This is a genomic window from Nostoc sp., assembly GCF_036917555.1.
GTDB lineage: Bacteria > Cyanobacteriota > Cyanobacteriia > Cyanobacteriales > Nostocaceae > Nostoc.
Genome location: NZ_JBALDD010000008.1, coordinates 1 through 19,169 on the forward strand (window position 1 = coordinate 1; position 19,169 = coordinate 19,169).

Genomic DNA, 19,169 nt, shown 5'->3' on the forward strand with positions numbered 1-19,169 from the left:
GAGAAATCTTTTAGCAGCACCAGTTTTTTCTCGCGCACTACTTGGTCAACAATTATTACTTTTCCTTGTTTTTGTTCTTAACCGAGAAGTATTGACTTATGACCAAGTAATGAGCGGAGAACTAGATAGATATTTGCGTCAGATTGATCGGGAATAAAAAGTGGAATTCTCAAAGTCATTCGGGGAGAAGGAATTTATGTAACCCCTTCATATAAATGAATGCTTTTAAAACCTAAACTTTCAGTTACCCTGAAGGTTTAAATTAAATAATTATTTACTGAACCTTCTCCCTTTATTAACTCTGTTTTTTACCTAAGATTTTCAGGCATTTTCACAATAGCGATCGCAAAACATTTTATCAATCTATTACTGATTTTTTCAAAGGTGCTAATTCATGATTAATATTCTATTTACCTATCTTTTAACAGACATCCCATTAACATCACAAGGTAACTCTACTTATTCTATTGTACTGACAACGTTATTAGGATTAGGCTTTATTTATTGCTGCTGTGACTATAGGAGCAATTGCCTGGTACAATTCCAAACGTCTTGTAGGTTGGGAAGATAAAGAGCGTCCTGATATTGTTCCAGAAATTGATCGGTAATAATTTTTTGTCTGCCTACTTTTAGTTTTCGTCAGCTAAAGGTAGATGTATAGTAAATGTACTACCCTTACCTGGTTCAGATGTTACATCGATTGTGCCTTGATGTGCTTCGATAATACAGCGAGAAAGATATAGTCCCAAACCACTACCAGAACGTTGGTGTTTCCCTTGACGAAATCGCTCGAATAATATTGCCTGATCTGGTTTAGAAATTCCTGGCCCTGTATCTCGGATATCAATATTCACAGCTACCGGAGTCAGATAGCAGTGAATATCTACAGAACCTTTGTCTGTAAACTTGATGGCATTGCCGATGAGATTTGTCAAAACTCGCCGCAGTTCTAAGCGATCGCCCATAATGGTGCTTGCAATTTCATCTCGATCAATGTTTACAGCTAATCCTTTTTCTTCAGCTAAAGGAGTTAATTCTTGGGAAACTTCACTAACTAATTCCTGAATATTGCAGAGAGAAATTCTTAAGGTTTTACAGCCCGCTTCATGACGATAAACTTCTAACAAGGTATTTACCATTTCCAGCAGGTCTTGATTGCTGCCAATCATGGTATCAATTATCTCTTGCAATTGTGGCGAAACATCGCAAAATCTGCCTTGCAGCAATAATTTTAATACGCGGTTGGAGGCTACCAATGGTATACGTAAATCGTGAGTAAAACGCGAGACAAAATCTGCCCGAAGATTCGCCATCTGATCTCGTTCGTCGATACTATGCTTGAGGCGCAGGAGCGATCGCACCCTCGCATGTAGTTCATCAGGATCGAATGGTTTGCGAATGAAGTCATCTGCACCAGCGTCAAGTCCTTCAACAACGCTAGACTCATAGTGAGCCGTAAGCAGCAAAATCGGGATAAATGGCAACGCCTGATTCTGTCGGATGCGCCGAGTAAATTCATAGCCATCTAGCTCCGGCATCATCACATCTAAGAGAATTATGTCTGGCGGTGACTCTTGAACCATAGCCAGAGCAATCTTACTATCTTCTACCAAGCTAATTTCATAGTCCTCATCTTCTAGGACTGCTTCTAAGACCAGTAGATTGTCAAAAACATCATCGACAACGAGAATTTTATCTTTTTTGACAGTTTTAGTTAAAGACATGGCTAAATAAAAAAGAAGTGCTTGGCTATCCCTAGCAAATCTAGTAATAGCTTACTTCACCAGCGCTGAGATTATTAAGTATTCACATTTTCCTTTAAAGTATCCTGAATTAAATATCCTCTTTTGTAAGCAATTATACTGTTGCTTTATTAGTTAGTGTATAAATTAATACTTATAGCTATTTTTAGGTAAATAGACCACGCAGTAGGAGCACAGCAATGCTGCGCCCCTACGATAAATGTGGTTCAAATAAATATTGAGATAGCAAATGAAAAATTGTTTACCATAGAACATCGCTCATCAAGTTAATGTATAAAAATATTTTTTGATTGAATTATATTGTCCATATCGGAACTCTTGCCTTAGAAAAGCTTACAAGATAAGGTTATTTATGTCTAATGGTAGATGAAGTTCAGGGAATAATACCAAACGTATTGCTTTTTGTATAAGATCCCGAATAGAAGAACGAGATTATTTTAATCTGTACTTTAGATAAATAACAGTAAAGTTAAGCAACTATGAGTGAAATCAAGATCCTTGTAATTGAAGATCACAACCTGACAAGAATCGGCTTGCGGTCAGCCTTACAAACCCAACCAGAGTTTAACATTGTTGGTGAAGCAGCCAATGCAGCCGACGGTATCAAGCTTCTGAAAACTCTCAAGCCGGATGTTGCTACTATTGACATTGGTCTGCCTGACATGGATGGTATTGAGCTAACACGCACATTTAGGCAATATCAGGCAGAGAATGAGGACTACACAACAAAGCTGCTAATTTTAACGATGCAAAATAGCGAACAAGCAGTTTTAGCAGCATTTGCAGCAGGTGCAGATTCTTATTGCATGAAGGATATCGAAACTGAGAAACTAATAGAGGCTGTGCAAACGACTTATGCAGGTAGCTCATGGATCGATCCAGCGATCGCAGACCTTGTACTACAACAAATACGTCAAGATTTCCCCGATGGCAACAGAGGCGCATCTGGAAAAAGAGTCTTGATTGAAGGTATTGACCCAGATGTTGAGAAAAGTATAGTTAGCTATCCTTTAACTCACAGAGAGATGGATGTTTTAGAGTTGATTGTCGCTGGCTGTGACAATGCAGAAATTGCTAAAAGGCTCTATTTAACAGTTGGTACTGTCAAAACTCATGTTCGAGGTATTCTCAATAAACTCTGTGTTGCTGACCGGACACAAGCTGCTGTCCGTGCTTTGCGGGCGGGATTAGTACCGTGAGTAAGTAAATAGCTATTATCAACTGCGTACACAAGAACAGTTAACAAATAAAAATATTTCTTCCCCAGTCTCCAGTCCCTAAAAGCGGTTAACTGGGACAAAGATTTATGAAGAAATTGTTACAAAGTTTAGTAGAATGACATAATTGACTAAATAAGTATTTTTATATACATACATGATAGCGGATCAATTTCCCTGGCTTACCGCGATTGTCTTACTGCCACTTGTTGCTTCCCTGCTCATCCCTGTGTTGCCTGATAAAGATGGTAAGCGCGTGCGTTGGTATGCACTGGGTATAGGTATTGCAGATTTTGCCTTGATGTGCTACGCCTTTTGGAAGCATTACGATGCCAGCAGTGCTAGTTTTCAAATGGTGGAAAATTATGCTTGGGTGCCTCAGTTAGGTTTTAACTGGGCGGTATCAGTCGATGGGCTTTCAGCGCCACTTGTGCTTTTAGCCGGATTTGTCACCACACTCTCGATATTTTCAGCTTGGCAAGTTGATCACCGACCTCGCCTCTTCTATTTTTTGATGCTAGTGCTGTATTCGGCACAGGTAGGGGTGTTTGTTGCTAAAGACTTGCTGCTATTTTTCATCATGTGGGAAGTAGAACTGATTCCCGTCTACCTACTAGTCTGCATTTGGGGTGGGCAAAGGCGTCGTTATGCAGCTACGAAATTTTTATTGTATACCGCAGCTGCTTCTATATTTATTTTAGTGGCAGCCCTGGCAATGGGTCTATATGGCGGCGGTAATATGACATTTGACATCACCGCTCTCGCCAGCAAGGAATATCCCCTTGGTCTACAACTGCTACTTTATGCAGGATTGTTGATTGCATTTGGTGTCAAGCTTGCTGTTTTCCCGATGCATACTTGGTTGCCTGATGCCCACGGCGAAGCATCCTCTCCTGTGTCGATGATTTTGGCTGGTGTATTGCTGAAGATGGGCGGATACGGACTGATTCGCCTGAATCTTGAATTGCTTCCCGATGCACACATTTATTTTGCGCCGGTTCTAGCCATTCTCGGTGTTGTCAACGTTATCTATGGTGCATTGAACTCCTTTGCTCAGACCAATATGAAGCGGCGTTTAGCTTATTCGTCGATTTCTCACATGGGGTTTGTACTGCTTGGGATTGCGTCCTTCACTGATTTGGGAATTAACGGCGCGATGTTGCAGATGATCTCGCATGGTTTAATTGCATCAGTGCTGTTCTTCTTAGCAGGTGTTACTTACGATCGCACCCACACAATGGTAATGAAAGATATGGGCGGTATTGGTCAAGCCATGCCCAAAGTCTTTGCCCTGTTTACAATCGGAGCAATGGCATCTCTGGCACTTCCTGGTATGAGCGGCTTTGCTGGCGAACTCTCGGTATTTGTTGGAATGACAAGCAGTGACGTTTACAGTTCGACTTTCTGCACCGTAACGGTTTTTCTCGCTGCAGTTGGAGTTATCCTCACACCGATTTATCTACTTTCCATGCTGCGAGAGGTGTTTTATGGTAAAGATGCAGCACTGCTATGCGACATTAATAATTCAGGCTTGGAAAATCAAGAAGATCAGGGAACAGTTTGTTTTGGTACAGACTGTCTCGTACCAGAAGATGCAGTCTACGAGGATGCTAGACCTCGTGAGGTATTTATCGCCGCCTGTTTTCTGCTGATGATTATTGGTATTGGTTTCTATCCTAAGATGGCAATGCAGATGTATGATGTGAAGACCGTTGCAGTCAATGCTAATCTTCGCCAGTCTTATGCCATAGTCTCGCAAACTAATCCTCAGATTTATGCAAAAGGATTCTTGGTTCCGCAAATTTCAGAGGTTGAGGTAGCGCCCGTTTTGGGAACTTTGAAGTAAGCTTTTTGACCAATAGACTTATGGAAAAGAGCAATGTCTAAGACAGCCCTTCAGGTTGGAGGGTGATGCCCGAAGATTCGCTAACGCAATCGACGGTAACCGCGAATACTGCTATCCGCTCACCGATACCTGTCTAGCCCTTTTGTTAGCAGATAACTTTGACCAAACACTTTACGCAGCCTACAATTAGTGTATTAGATTATATATACGTAGGTTGCGTATGGCTACCACTTCCTTCTTTGATGAACAAAAAGAGCAATCTTTAATAAAAGCTAGAATTGTTGAGAAATATTTTTGGGCTTGGGCAAAAGTAATAATCGGAACTATTAAAAAGCTTGAAAGTGAAAGTAGAGAAGTTGATCCAAGAATTGCCTACATAGACCTTTTTGCAGGCCCAGGTCGATACAAAGATGATTCAAAATCAACACCAATAAAAGTTTTAGAAACTGGGATTTATAACCCAGATATGCAAAATAGGCTAGTGACAGTATTTAATGATGTTGATGCAGAAAATGTCAGTTCTCTTGATGAAGCTATAAATTTAATTTCTGGTATTGAAGATTTAAAATATAAGCCTAAAGTATTCAATCATGAAGTTGGGGAAAATATTGTCAAGACATTTAACGAACTAAAGTTAGTCCCTACATTATTTTTTGTAGATCCGTGGGGATATAAGGAATTATCGCTAAAACTGATTAACTCAGTTGTAAAGAACTGGGGGTGTGATTGCATCTTCTTTTTCAATTACAACCGCATCAATATGGGTTTAGGTAACGCAGCTGTTGAAGAACACATTAATGCGCTATTTGGAAAAATACGAGCCGATCAAGTACGCGAACAACTAAAAATGCTTAAACCAGAAGAACGGGAGTTAACAGTTGTAGAGGCAATTTGCGAAGCTCTTAAAGAAATGGGTGGAGAGTATGTTCTACCTTTTCGCTTCAAACATGAGAATGGGAAACGAACTAGTCATCATTTAATCTTCGTCAGTAAGCACGTGAAAGGCTATGCAATCATGAAAGACATAATGGCAAAAGAGAGTTCTGAACAAAATCAAGGTGTGCCTTCTTTTGAATACAATCCAGCTACCTATAGACAACCGTTACTTTTTGAATTTTATCGTCCTCTTGATGACTTAGAAGAAATGCTATTGGATACATTTGCAGGTCAAACAATAACCATGCTAGAAATTTACAATCAGCATCATATTGGAAGGCATTATATTAGCAAGAACTATAAAGATGCTCTTAATAACCTTGAAGCTAAAGATAAGATTACAGTACATCCACCTGCTAATAAACGAAAAAAGATCAAAGGTGAAATTACATTCCGCGATTCAGCAGAAGTGACATTTACACCTAAGTAGTAATTGCCAAATTCTCTTTTTTTGCTGCTAATTTAAGTGAAGTATTTCCCCATTTTTTTTGATGCAACTTCCAAGCATCAGGCATTTCATCCCATATTTTCCCATCCAGTAACCTACCTCCAGCTTTAGAAGTTCTGCCGCCAATTTGCTTGAAAAAGAATGCAACTTCTGCTGCTTGACACTGATCATAAATATCTTTTACCCACTCAGTTTTTAGAGGGCGATGTTTTTGTCCAGACTCTCCACCAACAATAACCCAGTGAATATCTGTTAACTCAAGATTCAATTCACCTAAAAGTGGTTCACATGAAAGAAAGCGGACAGTCGCCGGAACTTGGCGAAGAAAGTCAACACGATGAACATAGTTTTGATTTTCAACTGACACACCCAACCAGATATTTTCATGAAATTTTAGATCAGAAGCCAACTCAAGTAATCGATCAGGTCGTTTGGTTAATATTTGATATATGTGCCAAGGCGTTTCATGAATCACTTTAAAGACCTTTTGAATGAAATCAAGAGGTACATCTTCATGAAAAAGGTCGCTCATTGAATTCACAAATATTCTACTTGGAATACGCCACTTTAAAGGTTCTGCTAACCTTTCCGGGTGTAAGGTTAAATCAAATCCATTCTTGAAGTTATTAGGAAAACGTTTAGTAAGAGCTTCTGCATAGCAATGCAAACAACCTGGGCTAACTTTGTTACAACCAGTAGTTGGGTTCCAAGTTTTATCTGTCCACTCAATACCTGTGTGCGTACTAGACATATTACATAACCTTGTAAATTACAAATTCTGCAAATTATACTTTTTAGGATCTATGATTTTTATAGTGTATACGTACTATAACAGAACTCACGATCATCTCATCGCAGTATATGGAGCGAAGCGATCGCACAATCCAACCATTTAAATTTCCATAGTAGAATTTTGCCAGAGCCACAGGCACTGAAACTCAAGGCTCGGAGGATGGATTAAGAAACAGTAAATCAAAGTATCCCAGCAACGCTCAAAAACTCGCCTCAAACTGCTACCAATACATGGGATGCTAGTTGATGATTACTGAGTTTTACCAATGTCTGTTGTTTCTGGTGTCACTGTTACTGTTCCTGCCACAACTGCTAATTTGGGGCCTGGTTTTGATTGCATTGGTGCAGCTTTAAAGCTGTACAACAAGTTCAAGTTCACTCGCCTGGAAGAGGGTGGGCTAATTATTCATGTCACTGGTACGGAAGCCCAACGAGTTCAAACCGATGAGAACAATCTCCTTTACCAAGCGTTTGTCAAGTTCTATCAACATATAGAACAAACACCGCCGACTGTGAAAATAGAAATTAAGTTGGGTGTACCGTTGGCGCGGGGTTTGGGTAGTTCGGCGACAGCAATTGTTGGTGGATTAGTTGCGGCAAATCAACTTGAAGGTGCAACTCTGTCTCAGTCGCAGGTGATGGAGTTAGCGATCGCAATGGAAGGACATCCTGATAATGTAGTTCCAGCTTTGTTGGGAGGATGTCGTCTTGCTGCTACCAGTGGCGCAGGTTGGGAAATTTGTGATGTTCCCTGGCATAAAGATGTTGTACCAGTTGTGGCTATTCCTAATTTTGAACTTTCCACTTCAAAGGCGCGGGGTGTTCTCCCCACTGAAGTGAGTCGTGCGGATGCGATTTTCAATACAGCCCATTTGGGCTTATTGTTGCGCGGCTTGGAAACTAATAACGGACAATGGTTAAAGACGGCTTTGCAAGATAGATTGCATCAGCCCTATCGGAAAGCTTTGATTCCTGGTTATGATGCTCTCAACATTGCATCTGTTAGTGCTGGTGCTTATGGTATGGTAATTAGTGGTGCGGGGCCGACACTGTTAGCTTTGGCGGATAAGTTACACTCAAAGGCTGTGGAGGCGGCGATGTTAGCTGCTTGGCAAAAAGAAGGAATTACAGCCGAGGTGCGCTCGCTTTCTCTAGATACCCAAGGCGCAAAAAGCTTTTAATATTTTACTCGGCACTTAAAACTCGATTTATGGAGCAAACTCAGGCTGAAATAGCGGCGCTTAACTCTCAAATTCAGGTTCTTTTAGAAGAACGCGCTGCACTCACTATTAATAATGTCATCTCTGGCGAGAATGATTCACCCCAGGCGATGGTGGAAGCTTACCGCCGTCAAGCCAGGGAAAATGCCCAATTATCAGTTGAACTCCAAGGCATAGATGCAGCGATCGCCGCCTTGGAAGCCCAGATAAAACAAAAACAAGGTAAGTTAGTGCGTTGGCAAGGTGAATCCAAACAACTTATCCAACAGCAGCAGCTAGAGGAAGCCAAAGAAGTGGCTCAGGTTCATGCTCAACGCATTAATCAACTAGCAAGTGAACTGGCTGCAGAAGTCCGTTTTCTTAAGGCTTGTGCCAATCAACTGAGTCCAATGTATTGGCAGATTTATTACAAGCCTTTTATTACTGGCTTTAAGACAATCTCTGTTCCCTATGTCCGCTCTGATGGAGAAGTGTGGACAATTGTTAACAGGATTGTTTAATGCTTTACCCTTTGCGTTGGTATGCAATACATATTTACAGCAATCTTAAGAAAGATGTGACTAATGCATATCAACCTGGAGAGAGGGATTTAGGCTCAGGGTTCAAAGATATTTCTTCCAAAATGGGATGCTCCCTGATGCTCAAAGATAAATGCTGGCTTTCCTTACAAGTTCCTCAAATTGTTTTGCTATAAATATAAATATAAGGCGAAAACTTTTAAGAGATTTAAAATTCAAAAATCGCTAAACATAGTTGAGGGATTAGTCATTTTTGACAATCCAGCATCTGGAAACCCGAAACCGTAAAGACCAATTACCAATGAAATCGGAGGTCTATATGATGTTTAAAAAGATTCTAGTTGCATTAGATCGCTCGGAAATAGGGCAACAGGTTTTTAAGGAAGCATTGGATTTAGCAAAGTTAACACAAGCTAGCTTAATGTTACTTCATGTCCTATCTTCGGAAGAAGAGGGTAGTCCTTATGTACCTATGCTGTCTAATATGGACTACTATCCAGAATTGACCAGTCAAAGCTTTGAGTTATACCAACAACAGTGGGATACCTTTAAAAATTTAGGAATCCAGATGTTGCAATCTTTTTGTGCCCAAGCAAACACAGCAGGTGTGACTACAGAATTTACACAAAATGTTGGTAATCCTGGTCGCATTATTTGTGATTTAGCCCATAGTTGTGGCGCTGACCTAATTGTTATGGGGCGTCGGGGTCATTCTCGGTTGATGGAACTATTTCTCGGTAGTGTGAGTAACTACGTTCTTCACCATGCTCCTTGTTCAGTACATGTTGTGCATCTTTCAGTTACTCCTAAAATAGATGAAGTTGTCAAAGAAACTACAAGTGCTTTCAGCGTTAACTAACTACTAAGCTATTCCACATCTAACTTGCATTATTAGAGTGGGTAATACTTCGGCGTGACGCTATGCAAAATTAAAGTTGAGAGTGAAAAGTGGATCTATGAAAGAAGATACTAGCGAGATCGTTGGTTTTCATGCTCATGTTTACTTCGATCCTGCAAGTCGGGATGTAGCTGCGCGTGTACGTGAAGGATTAGGTGCTAGGTTTGACGTGCGACTCGGACGCTGGTTTGACAAGCCCATTGGGCCCCATCCAAAAGCGATGTATCAAGTTGCTTTCTTACCGAATCAGTTTGATAAAGTCGTTCCTTGGTTAATGCTCAATCGTGAGGGATTGGATATTCTCGTCCATCCTGAGACAGGGAATGCTGTGGCAGACCATACAGTTCATTCCTTATGGTTAGGAGAAAAGCTAAATTTGAATATTGAGTTTCTTCAACAGCTTAGTCCGACTTTATCCAATTAAGGAAAGTAAACGACTTTGTTGGGTAAAAGTTTTGGTTTGAGGCGTGAAACTTTTTCTATTGTGACTAATTCTGGTGAAATTGAAAAAGTCCAATTTCTTAATCAATAAAGGTTTCAGGTTTGGGCCTATGCATAGGCGCTTTAGCGGTTTGCTGCAAGTATTGCAATAAAGGAAAAATGGATAAAGTCGAGGCTCAGACCATGACTAAAACTTAAGCTACAGCAGATTACAACTTGCTGAGGTACAGATAATCGTAGGGGCACAACATGTTGTGCCCCTACACGTGTACTTCATTTACCTGAAATAGCGTATTAATGGGACTCAGACAAAAAATAGCCATAAAAAAGCCTTAAATCTATATGCAGAAAGGCTTTGACATCGTTTTGCCTAGTTTCTTGATGTATCTGGGTTTCAAGCATTCTTAAGCATTTGGTGTATTTTCCTTGCCTTGTACGGATTTGAGTCTTGTTTATGCATCAAAAATGTTTAAGTCCCGTTAACCGCTTGTTTCTACGAACGTCTCCTAAGTTGGCCTGAGATAATTCTTTGACCGCCCACTTTTGCATGATGCTATTACCCCCTTCTGTTCTCTCAACACTATACTTATCAAGCCTTTCACTCTTATGTTAAGTCTCTTGTTTGATTGTTAAGAAAGATGCAGGTAATGGATAGGGGGAGGGTTGGGGAAGGGTGTACCTTATGTATTTGCAAAACCCTGTAACAAGTGAGGAGGCGACTATGATATACCTTACTTTTACTATTATTTAGTAAGAGAAGGAGAATCGTGTAGATAATTGGTCTTTCAAGACGCGATAAATCGTGTCTCTACATCAGGATTTTGTTGCTCATTCTGAACTGTATTGAACTCTAGAATTGAAGCAACTGATTGACTTTAATATTTAGTCATTCGGTATTTGCTTGAGAAAAGCTATCCACATATCAGATGGAGCGGAGTAGTAATCAATTTCTTCAACTTGATATTGATAAGATTCACAACCTTCTCGTAAAATAATGCGATCGCAGGCTTTAACGCCTTTCCCTACTCCAGTCATGTACCCGATTGTTCCTTCCTTAAGGCGCTCAAATATATAGTCACCTCCCCAAAGTTGTTGTCTGTAATCATGGATTTTATTTTTTTGTTTTAATTCTGTTGCTGGAGAGATAACCAGAGCTAATTTATTTAAAAAACTAAAACTTAAGTTCATACCTGTTATGATCGAAGAGAAGGCACTTAAAAGCAATTAAAAAATAGAACTTATAATTCATTTAAAAGCTGATTCTTTTAAATTTACAGTACCATTAACCGTAGATTCAACTGTAAAATCACCTAATTGTTGGACGAGATTTGGTGAGATATAAGTTTTTTGCTTAACTATCTAGTATTAATTAATAAGCTTTTTATGTCTTGAAAATGTCATATATGTATATATTTTAATATCAATATAATCTAGTCACTACTTGTAGTGGTTAGAGCTGCATCTACCTGTTTTAGTAGTACTTCAAGGGTAGAAGAGTTATCTAAAACGACATCTGCATGAGCCACTTTTTCTTCGATGGATAATTGGCTGTTAATCCTGGCTCGTGCCTGTTCTGTATTTAAATGGTTTCGTTGTATCAATCTTTGTAGTTGTTGCTCTTGGGAACAACGCACTACCCAGATTTCTGTTACCAAATCAGTCATCCCAGCTTCAAATAACAGAGGCACTACTAACACCAGTATTTGTGACGAAGACTGAGCAATTGCTTTGAGGAAGCGATCGCGCACATCAGGATGAATCAAATTGTCTATCCAGTTGCGTTCATCTTGACGATTAAAGATAACTTCACCTAGCTTTTGGCGGTTGAGGCTGCCATCTGGTAGTAAAGTGTGTTCGCCATAACGTTGAGCGATCGCACCCAAAATAGGCGAACCTAAAGATACTGCCTCTCTAGCATAAATATCTGCATCCAAAATCGGCAGGCTATAAGTGCTAGCTAAATAATTGGTGACAGTGGTTTTGCCTGTGGCAATACCTCCAGTTAAGCCGATTATACGTTTTGTCATTTGTCATTTGTCATTTGTCATTCTCCTCTGCTCCCCCTGCCGCTCCCTCATCTAAGAATTTGCCGCCCATACGATCAGTGCTTGGGTTAAACCATCTAAAGTATATTCTTGGGCTTCTACATCTACACGTCCGAATAAATCATGGCAAGTTTTGGAGGTTTGGGGGCCGATAGAGGCAATACAAACTCCCTCTAAGACTTGGCTAGCATCAAAGTTGTTGGGAAATATATTGTTAGTAAGTTGACAGAAAAATTGTACAGTTTTAGAACTGGCAAAGGTAATCACATCTACCTTGCGGTTTTGGAGAGCTAACTTTGCCGCAGGTGGAATACTACTAGGACAACAAGATTGATATGCCGCAACTTCTATCACCTTTGCTTTCTTGAGAGTTAATTCCTTAACTAAAACTTCTCTGCCGCCGCTTTCAACTCTGGGAAATAACACCTTTTTACCGTCTAATTTATCTGGGAAATTTTCCACTAAAGAATCGGCAACAAAGTTGGGGGGAATAAAATCTGCTTGCAGAGAGCGTTGTTTGAGACTTTGGGCTGTTTTCTCACCAACGACGGCAATTTTGATGCCAGCTAAGGCACGGCTATCTTTCCCTTGGGTAGTTAGCCTTTCAAAAAAGTAGTCTATGCCATTGGTAGAAGTGAAAATTAACCAGTCGAAGTCAGATAAATGAGCGATCGCACGATCCAAAGCTTCCCAACTGGAGGGCGGGCCGATTTCTAAGGTAGGCATTTCGATGACTATTGCACCTGATGCAATGAGGCGATCGCTAAATTGACTTGATTGGCTAACTGAACGTGTTACCAAAATCATTTTACCAGTAAGGGGAGATAGGGGAAAATTGCTTGACATAGCAGGGGGGCTTAAAGTTTTGGCTGAAGTCGAATCCTGACAATCTATTTTCTCAGGTTGTAAGTACTTGCGTAGCCCAACAACTTCCCCAATTACAATTACTGCTGGGGAAATGGGTAATCCGGCGGTTTGTTCCAGAATATTGCCCAGTTGCGCTGTCCAAATTTGTTGATCGGGAGTTCCTGCCCAACGGATGATGGCAATGGGTGTTAAGTGCGATCGCCCATGCTGCACCAGTTGATCTACAATCTCTGCTAGATGTCGCCCTCCCATCAAAATTACCAGTGTCTCTAAGCGTGAGAGTGCCTCCCAGTCTAAAACCTCTGGTTCATGAGCTGTAAGCACTGCAAAAGTGCGGCTTAAAACCGGATCTGTTAGGGGAATTCCTGCCAATAAAGGTGCTGCAAGGGCTGAGGAAATTCCTGGTACTAGTTCAAAATCACAACCGGATGTTTTCAACGCTTCAATTTCGGAAGTGCAACGCCCAAAAATCAACGGATCACCTGATTTGAGCCGTATAACTTGTTTTCCTTGCAGACAGTGCTTTACCAGTAACTTGTTAATCTGTGCTTGGCTTGTACTGGGTTTGCCACCGCGTTTACCGACATCTAACTTCAGGCAATCATCTGGTACGCACTGCAATAATTGAGCATCTACTAAAGCATCATAGACTAATACCTGAGCAGTAGCTAAGAGATTGTAAGCTTTTACTGTCAGGTATGCTGCATCTCCAGGCCCAGCACCTACGAGGTAGACTTTACCCCTTTCTTCAGTCATGGACATTTGTCATTTGTAATAATCAATAGTTCTTCTTTCCCTACTCTCTGCTCCCTGCTCCCCATGCCCAATGCCCAATGCCCCATACCCTTTATTCAATTTGTTTGGGTATTAATTTTTTGGATTAGCCGATCGACTTGCTCAACCATCTCCTTGTTTTTCTCAGCTTGGAATAATTCTCTGGCTTTTTTGAGATTAACGATCGCTTCTTTTGGTTGTTGTTCTCTTCCCAAAGTGATTCCCAAATTATAGTAAGTGAATGCATCGTTAGGTACGAGGCTAATGGCTTTTTTGTAATGTGCGATCGCTTCTTGAGGTTTACCTCGATCGTCCATCGCATTTCCCAAACCTGTGTAAGCTTGTGCGTGTTTGGGATCGAGACGAATCGTTTCGGTATAGCCAGCGATTGCTTCTGTTAGCTTGCCTTGAGCGTAAAAAACACTTGCTAAATTATAGTGAGCGTCTGCATAGTTGGGAGCGAAGCTGATGGCTTTTTTGTAATGTGCGATCGCTTCTTCTAGTTTGCCTTGAGCGTACAGAGTATTTCCCAAGGCATTATAACCTGCTGGATTTTTCGGAGCGAGGCGAATGGCTTCGGTATAGTTGGCGATTGCTTCTGCTGGCTTTCCTTGAGCGTACAAGGCGTTTCCCAAGTAATAGTAAGCATCTGCATAGTTAGGATCGAAGCTAATGGATTTTTTATACTGAGTAACTGCTTCTGCTAGCTCACCTCGATCGTACAGAGCATTTCCTAAACGGGTGTAAGTCGGTGCATAATCTGGTTTGAGGCGAATTGCTGCTGTATATTCGGTAACTGCTTCTGTGAGCTTGCCTTGAGCGTAGAGAGCATTTCCTAAGTTATAGTGAGCTTCAGCATACTTGGGTTCAAGGCTGATGGCTTTCTGATATTGGGTGATCGCAGGTTCTAACTGATTCAGTCTTGCTAAAGTCAAACCGAGATTAAAATATGCTCTAGAGTCTTGAGGATCAAGGCTAATGGCTTTATTATATTGAGCGATCGCTTCTTGTGGTTTACCTTGATCGTCGAGAGTATTTCCCAAGGCAATATAAGCTTGTGCAAAATTGGGTTCTAGTTCAATTGCCTTCCGAAAAGCCGCCTCTGCTCCTTTTAAATCTCCCTGTTTATAGAGATTGCTTCCTTGCTCGAAGTTAGCAACTGCGTTTTTGTTCCGAATAACTGCGGACTGAGTATTTTGAATTTTTGCTAAAATAACGCCAACATCTTTACCAAAGGCAGTATTCTCATTACTCAAACACAAGCAGATAATAGCTGCTACCAGTAGATTCTTATTTCTCAGCATTTTTATTACCTTATCTGCTTGGTTTACATATAATATCAAGTTCGGCTAATTACGATCGTCAAAATATCCCATCTCAGCCCTTCCTTGCTTGCTCTTAGGGGGGTTATAGCAGGAATTATAAGTGATTAAGCTAACTTGATACAAGTGTTCTCTGATATAAATATCTATTTGTACACAAGAGAGATTTCAAAGTCCCTCTCCCACCCTTGGGAGAGGGATTTAGGGTGAGGGTTTTTGATTCATGCAAAAAGTCTAATAGATGGTAATTTATTAAAAGTAAAAAGTTGTTTTTAGGTAATTGCTGACACTTTTGTTTCCATAAGTTTAACAATGGCTGCAATTAATTTTTCTGCAGCAACCATTTCTTCAAGATGATTCTGGTATTTTCGCAGTTCCTCCTCTACCCATAAGCGTTTGGTTATTTGTGTTTGAAGTTCTTGATTTGCTTATTCTAATTGAGTAGGGCTAGGAAGTATCAGTGCTTGTGAAACTAAAGGTACAAGCTTTAATGCTGTAATTACAGATATTTAGGACTTACGCAGTGAAAACCTGAAACCTCGATCCCCCCTAACCCCCCTTAAAAAGGGGGGGATCTGAAAAGCCCACTTTTTAAGGGGGTTGGGGGATCTATTCTGTGTAAGTCCTAATATTATTGCAGTTACTGCTTTGAGAAACCCTGACACCCAATAGGTTGGATATCAAAGTGTCCAAATTTCCATTAAATGAGTGGTGCCACAAGCTATGATAAATCCACTAAACAGCAAAAAAATCCAATCAAAGGGCAAATCTTGTCGCTTGCGGACAAAGTAGAAAAGTGTAGTTGGAATTGAATAATAAGCTAGTGCAATGAATGCGTCAGATAATATGTGTAACCAAACTAAATTCGTTTGCCATAGATAGCAGTGTCCATGTGGAATAAATGATTCTGATGTGAAAAAGTTAGTCCACAATCCTGATATTATATTTAACATAAATACTGGATTGTTTAATCTATAAAATCTACTACTAAATCTCTACCCTTGCTTAAGAATATTCTAGTACTAAAATATTAGTGTTCCAGTGTGTCTAATTTCTGTACTGCTTAAACAGACTACAATATGTGTTTACAAAACAAAAAGGCAGTTTGTATCATCGCTGTTTTACAAAAATAAATTATTTAAACATTACCAATATTTTCTCTGATAAAGCCTAAATTAATTAATTGTGGCTATGGAGCTTGTCACGTATCCGATTGCAATTTTAATGGCTATGAATAGAGTGGTCAAACTTGCGGAAATTGCGGACATAATTCTGGTGTACACTAGTAATTTACAAAATAAAAACCATTCTCACCATAATGATGGGAATGGCAAAAAAATTAAGAGACACAACAGGAAAATTTAATCTCTGCAATTCTCATTAAAGTTAAGATTCGCTTGACTTAGCACTCATTTTATCTAACAGTTGAGTGATTTTTTTCGCTTTTTCCGGTTGGCGCTGTTTTTGTAATAAATCTTTAGCTTGTAGCAGGTTAGTTTTAGCTTCTTCTTCTCGCTCTTGCTGCATGAGAATATTTGCCAGACGCAAGTAAGCATCAGGATTTTTCGGACTGCGGCGAATTACTTCCCGTAATAATTCTGTTGCTTCCTCTACTTGTCCTTGCTGGTTTAAAACATCTCCCAAAAACAAGCGCACTACATCATTTGTAGAGTTGATGGAAATCACTTTGCGAAAGGCTGCTTCTGCACCTTGGTAATCTTTTGTTTGAGCAAGATTGATGCCTTTTTGAAATAAGTCTGAAGTAATCAAAGTTTTCCAGGCGAAATAGCCAAGGATTGACAGACTCAGAACAACTACAACAGCAGCGATAATCGAACTAGTGGGGAAGGTTTCTAGCATTGTCTAAGCCAAAAGACAGGCGATAGGAAAAATCAGATATTCCATAAAAAAGAGCTTCCAGATAAATTGGTAGAATTGAGCGATCGCACTTTTATCTTGTAAGTCTACCGTCAAACTCCGCAACCACAGCCAAGCCAACAGTCCCAAATGAGTAATTACCAGGAATATGGCGTTAACTGAGGCGACGTTTAGCACCCCAACCAGAATTATTCCTAGATAGCAGGCAGTTATTACCCAAAGAGATAGATTGAACACAGCTTGGGGCCCAAGTTTGATGGTGAAAGTAGTAATATTGTAGAGGCGATCGCCTTCCATATCGGGGATATCTTTAAAGATAGCGATCGCAAAGGTAAACACCAAAATAAATAATGTCAGCACCCACACCACAGGCGGAATCGTTTGGCTTTGTTGCAACGCCCAACTGTAATGCAGATATAACCCTAAGTTAACAATCGTACCGCGCACCGAAAAAATACACAGCGCCGCCCAAACGGGAAACTGTTTCAAGCGAATTGGCGGTAAAGAATAAGCAGTACCAATGGCCAAACTAATTGCTACCATACCCAATAAAAACGGGCCAGTTAGCCACGCCACAACTAGCGCCAAAATCCCAGTCAAAGCAACAATTAATTGCCCAGTCTGCTGTGAAAACTCACCAGACGCTAAGGGTAAATGAGGCTTATTAATCTTGTCAATTTCCACATCTTCTAATTGATTCAGTCCCACAATGTAGACATTGCCACATAGACAACCAATCCATGCACCGAGGACAGGGAGTAGGGAATACGTAGAGACGAGATTCATCGCGTCTCTACTTATGGCAATGGCAATTAAATATAAACCCAAAACACTCAGACTTGTACCGATAATAGTGTGAGGGCGAGAGAATTTCCAGAAGGCGTATAACCACTGGAAATATGATTGAACAGGTTTACCTGATAAAGGGCTGTTTTGAGAACTTTGGCTCATGAGTAGCTTAGATACAGTATTCTGGCTGATTGTTAATCATTGTCACAGAATACTCACCGAATTAACTCTCGTTTTCTAGGATGACATAGAAGCCAATTAGGCGCATCCAGTAAAAGGCTAATAGATGGTTAACCTTTATGTGATGTTTACTAGCACTAATTATTATCAATGTTGTTTTGCGATTAGTTGTGGAGGAGCGCTTATTGAAAAGATTAAGTAGTATATATCAAGGAAAGTCGCCCTTCTAGGGCGAGGCTTGTATCCCAAATTTTAGGTCAAATCAGAGATGGATGCTAGAGAGACTAACTCGATGATGCCTGCGCGAGCGCAAGGGAGCGCTCGCGCTTGGGAAGACGCTTTTCGCCTTTCTCGTGAACCGCTGCTTTCTAGTACATCTGTTGGTTGGCAAGACATTCATCTGGAATATCACTGCCAGCCTCCTAGTGAAGTGCCAGAGCATCTTGATGGTGAACACGAAATTTACATTCCTCACTTTCAGTGCAATCAAGCTATGCAGTGGACGATTGACGGATGCTATCAGCAAAGGCAGATGGGTAGGGGCGAGGTTGCCATTATCCCAGCCCATGTCTCTCACAGCTTGTCCTGGAATTTTGACGCTGAATGTACCATAATCTCCCTTGCTCCTGGCTTTGTGAGCCGCATTGCCTACGAATCGATCGAGCCAGTTACGGTCGAGCTGATACCAATTTTTGCCCAACTAGATCCATTAATCTGTCAAGTTGGGGCAGCACTGAAATCAGTGTTAGAAACTGATAGCGTTTACAGCCGCTTATCTGCTGATTCTGCCGCAACCCTTCTTGCAGCACACCTTCTACAACACTATTCGGTCAGGAAAGGCTCAATTCGCACTCATAACGGTGGACTGCCAAACTACAAACTACGCCGAGCGCTTACCTACATTCAGGAGCATCTAGACCAGAACTTGAGCCTGAGCGTAATTGCCGCCGAGGTCAGCATGAGCCAATACCACTTCTCACGCTTATTTAAGCAATCAATGGGAATTTCAGTTCACCAGTATGTGATTCAATGCCGGGTAGAGTGTGCTAAACAATTGCTGTTACAGCATGAGCTAAGCGTTACTGATGTCGCTTTCCGAGTCGGGTTTGCCAATCCTAGTCATCTAAGCCATCACTTCAAGCGCATCGTTGGTGTCACTCCCAAAACATTTCTCAACCAGTAGCAAGAATCTGTTGAAGCCAGCAAGAATCTAGGCGACATTTTCTCGTCAAACT

General features: G+C 40.7%; 17 protein-coding genes and 3 pseudogenes. 9 read left to right on the forward strand and 11 right to left on the reverse strand.

What is annotated here, in order from left to right:
- Positions 1 to 500: 500 nt before the first annotated feature.
- Positions 501 to 608, forward strand: a pseudogene (gene psb35, locus V7K60_RS35025) (photosystem II assembly protein Psb35); the annotation flags it as partial.
- Between the two features lie 21 nt (positions 609 to 629).
- Here the strand turns inward: psb35 and V7K60_RS02810 are convergent.
- A complete protein-coding gene (locus tag V7K60_RS02810; RefSeq protein ID WP_334922757.1) occupies positions 630 to 1,724 on the reverse strand; it encodes a hybrid sensor histidine kinase/response regulator in 1,095 nt (364 codons plus the stop codon).
- A gap of 518 nt (positions 1,725 to 2,242) precedes the next feature.
- Here V7K60_RS02810 and V7K60_RS02815 point away from each other — a divergent pair.
- From V7K60_RS02815 to V7K60_RS02825, 3 genes are all read left to right on the forward strand, one after another.
- A complete protein-coding gene (locus V7K60_RS02815; RefSeq protein ID WP_334922759.1) occupies positions 2,243 to 2,962 on the forward strand; it encodes a response regulator transcription factor in 720 nt (239 codons plus the stop codon).
- A gap of 175 nt (positions 2,963 to 3,137) precedes the next feature.
- Positions 3,138 to 4,826, forward strand: coding sequence for an NAD(P)H-quinone oxidoreductase subunit 4 (locus V7K60_RS02820; RefSeq protein ID WP_334922761.1), 1,689 nt, complete (start codon positions 3,138 to 3,140; stop codon positions 4,824 to 4,826).
- 220 nt (positions 4,827 to 5,046) lie between these two features.
- The gene (locus V7K60_RS02825) at positions 5,047 to 6,192 is read left to right on the forward strand and encodes a three-Cys-motif partner protein TcmP (protein WP_334922762.1); all 1,146 of its coding nucleotides are present in this window, start codon (positions 5,047 to 5,049) and stop codon (positions 6,190 to 6,192) included.
- Here the strand turns inward: V7K60_RS02825 and V7K60_RS02830 are convergent.
- Positions 6,185 to 6,961, reverse strand: coding sequence for a DUF5131 family protein (locus tag V7K60_RS02830; protein WP_334922764.1), 777 nt, complete (start codon positions 6,959 to 6,961; stop codon positions 6,185 to 6,187). The two genes, V7K60_RS02825 and V7K60_RS02830, sit on opposite strands and share 8 nt — an antisense overlap.
- Before the next feature lie 307 nt (positions 6,962 to 7,268).
- Between V7K60_RS02830 and thrB the strand changes: the two genes are divergently transcribed.
- The 4 genes from thrB to V7K60_RS02850 all read left to right on the forward strand — a co-directional run bounded on the left by thrB (position 7,269) and on the right by V7K60_RS02850 (position 10,062).
- Entirely contained in the window at positions 7,269 to 8,183 is a 915-nt protein-coding gene (gene thrB / locus V7K60_RS02835) for a homoserine kinase (RefSeq protein WP_334922766.1), read from the forward strand.
- Between the two features lie 29 nt (positions 8,184 to 8,212).
- Entirely contained in the window at positions 8,213 to 8,722 is a 510-nt protein-coding gene (locus V7K60_RS02840; protein WP_334922767.1) for a hypothetical protein, read from the forward strand.
- A gap of 340 nt (positions 8,723 to 9,062) precedes the next feature.
- Complete coding sequence (locus tag V7K60_RS02845; RefSeq protein ID WP_334923030.1) at positions 9,063 to 9,599, forward strand: universal stress protein; 537 nt, start codon at positions 9,063 to 9,065, stop codon at positions 9,597 to 9,599.
- Between the two features lie 97 nt (positions 9,600 to 9,696).
- On the forward strand, positions 9,697 to 10,062 hold the full coding sequence (locus V7K60_RS02850; protein WP_334922769.1) for a DOPA 4,5-dioxygenase family protein: 366 nt from the start codon (positions 9,697 to 9,699) through the stop codon (positions 10,060 to 10,062).
- Positions 10,063 to 10,538: 476 nt separating this feature from the next.
- Here V7K60_RS02850 and V7K60_RS35030 read toward each other — a convergent pair whose 3' ends face one another.
- The 9 genes and pseudogenes from V7K60_RS35030 to V7K60_RS02885 form a co-directional block, all read right to left on the reverse strand.
- Positions 10,539 to 10,628, reverse strand: coding sequence for a transposase DNA-binding-containing protein (locus V7K60_RS35030; RefSeq protein ID WP_442944328.1), 90 nt, complete (start codon positions 10,626 to 10,628; stop codon positions 10,539 to 10,541).
- Between the two features lie 333 nt (positions 10,629 to 10,961).
- A complete protein-coding gene (locus V7K60_RS02855) occupies positions 10,962 to 11,267 on the reverse strand; it encodes a hypothetical protein (RefSeq protein ID WP_334922771.1) in 306 nt (101 codons plus the stop codon).
- A gap of 242 nt (positions 11,268 to 11,509) precedes the next feature.
- The gene (gene coaE, locus V7K60_RS02860; RefSeq protein WP_334922773.1) at positions 11,510 to 12,106 is read right to left on the reverse strand and encodes a dephospho-CoA kinase; all 597 of its coding nucleotides are present in this window, start codon (positions 12,104 to 12,106) and stop codon (positions 11,510 to 11,512) included.
- A gap of 51 nt (positions 12,107 to 12,157) precedes the next feature.
- Entirely contained in the window at positions 12,158 to 13,747 is a 1,590-nt protein-coding gene (gene cobA, locus V7K60_RS02865) for a uroporphyrinogen-III C-methyltransferase (protein WP_334923031.1), read from the reverse strand.
- 95 nt (positions 13,748 to 13,842) lie between these two features.
- Positions 13,843 to 15,069: a tetratricopeptide repeat protein gene (locus tag V7K60_RS02870; RefSeq protein ID WP_334922775.1), complete on the reverse strand. Its 1,227-nt coding sequence runs from the start codon at positions 15,067 to 15,069 to the stop codon at positions 13,843 to 13,845.
- Between the two features lie 356 nt (positions 15,070 to 15,425).
- A pseudogene (locus tag V7K60_RS35035) lies at positions 15,426 to 15,596 on the reverse strand (histidine kinase); the annotation flags it as partial.
- A gap of 174 nt (positions 15,597 to 15,770) precedes the next feature.
- Positions 15,771 to 16,040, reverse strand: a pseudogene (locus tag V7K60_RS02875) (hybrid sensor histidine kinase/response regulator); the annotation flags it as partial.
- A 433-nt stretch (positions 16,041 to 16,473) separates the two neighbouring features.
- On the reverse strand, positions 16,474 to 16,947 hold the full coding sequence (locus tag V7K60_RS02880) for a tetratricopeptide repeat protein (protein WP_334922777.1): 474 nt from the start codon (positions 16,945 to 16,947) through the stop codon (positions 16,474 to 16,476).
- 3 nt (positions 16,948 to 16,950) lie between these two features.
- Complete coding sequence (locus tag V7K60_RS02885; protein WP_334922778.1) at positions 16,951 to 17,916, reverse strand: homogentisate phytyltransferase; 966 nt, start codon at positions 17,914 to 17,916, stop codon at positions 16,951 to 16,953.
- Between the two features lie 286 nt (positions 17,917 to 18,202).
- Between V7K60_RS02885 and V7K60_RS02890 the strand changes: the two genes are divergently transcribed.
- Entirely contained in the window at positions 18,203 to 19,117 is a 915-nt protein-coding gene (locus tag V7K60_RS02890) for an AraC family transcriptional regulator (protein WP_334922780.1), read from the forward strand.
- Positions 19,118 to 19,169: the final 52 nt, after the last annotated feature.

Bases quoted from the DNA above. Each gene is read 5' to 3' on its own strand.
- V7K60_RS02810 (WP_334922757.1), bottom strand. From the start codon at position 1,724: ATGTCTTTAACTAAAACTGTCAAAAAAGATAAAATTCTCGTTGTCGAT.
- V7K60_RS02815 (WP_334922759.1), top strand. From the start codon at position 2,243: ATGAGTGAAATCAAGATCCTTGTAATTGAAGATCACAACCTGACAAGA.
- V7K60_RS02820 (WP_334922761.1), top strand. From the start codon at position 3,138: ATGATAGCGGATCAATTTCCCTGGCTTACCGCGATTGTCTTACTGCCA.
- V7K60_RS02825 (WP_334922762.1), top strand. From the start codon at position 5,047: ATGGCTACCACTTCCTTCTTTGATGAACAAAAAGAGCAATCTTTAATA.
- V7K60_RS02830 (WP_334922764.1), bottom strand. From the start codon at position 6,961: ATGTCTAGTACGCACACAGGTATTGAGTGGACAGATAAAACTTGGAAC.
- thrB (WP_334922766.1), top strand. From the start codon at position 7,269: ATGTCTGTTGTTTCTGGTGTCACTGTTACTGTTCCTGCCACAACTGCT.
- V7K60_RS02840 (WP_334922767.1), top strand. From the start codon at position 8,213: ATGGAGCAAACTCAGGCTGAAATAGCGGCGCTTAACTCTCAAATTCAG.
- V7K60_RS02845 (WP_334923030.1), top strand. From the start codon at position 9,063: ATGTTTAAAAAGATTCTAGTTGCATTAGATCGCTCGGAAATAGGGCAA.
- V7K60_RS02850 (WP_334922769.1), top strand. From the start codon at position 9,697: ATGAAAGAAGATACTAGCGAGATCGTTGGTTTTCATGCTCATGTTTAC.
- V7K60_RS35030 (WP_442944328.1), bottom strand. From the start codon at position 10,628: ATGCAAAAGTGGGCGGTCAAAGAATTATCTCAGGCCAACTTAGGAGAC.
- V7K60_RS02855 (WP_334922771.1), bottom strand. From the start codon at position 11,267: ATGAACTTAAGTTTTAGTTTTTTAAATAAATTAGCTCTGGTTATCTCT.
- coaE (WP_334922773.1), bottom strand. From the start codon at position 12,106: ATGACAAAACGTATAATCGGCTTAACTGGAGGTATTGCCACAGGCAAA.
- cobA (WP_334923031.1), bottom strand. From the start codon at position 13,747: ATGACTGAAGAAAGGGGTAAAGTCTACCTCGTAGGTGCTGGGCCTGGA.
- V7K60_RS02870 (WP_334922775.1), bottom strand. From the start codon at position 15,069: ATGCTGAGAAATAAGAATCTACTGGTAGCAGCTATTATCTGCTTGTGT.
- V7K60_RS02880 (WP_334922777.1), bottom strand. From the start codon at position 16,947: ATGCTAGAAACCTTCCCCACTAGTTCGATTATCGCTGCTGTTGTAGTT.
- V7K60_RS02885 (WP_334922778.1), bottom strand. From the start codon at position 17,916: ATGAGCCAAAGTTCTCAAAACAGCCCTTTATCAGGTAAACCTGTTCAA.
- V7K60_RS02890 (WP_334922780.1), top strand. From the start codon at position 18,203: ATGGATGCTAGAGAGACTAACTCGATGATGCCTGCGCGAGCGCAAGGG.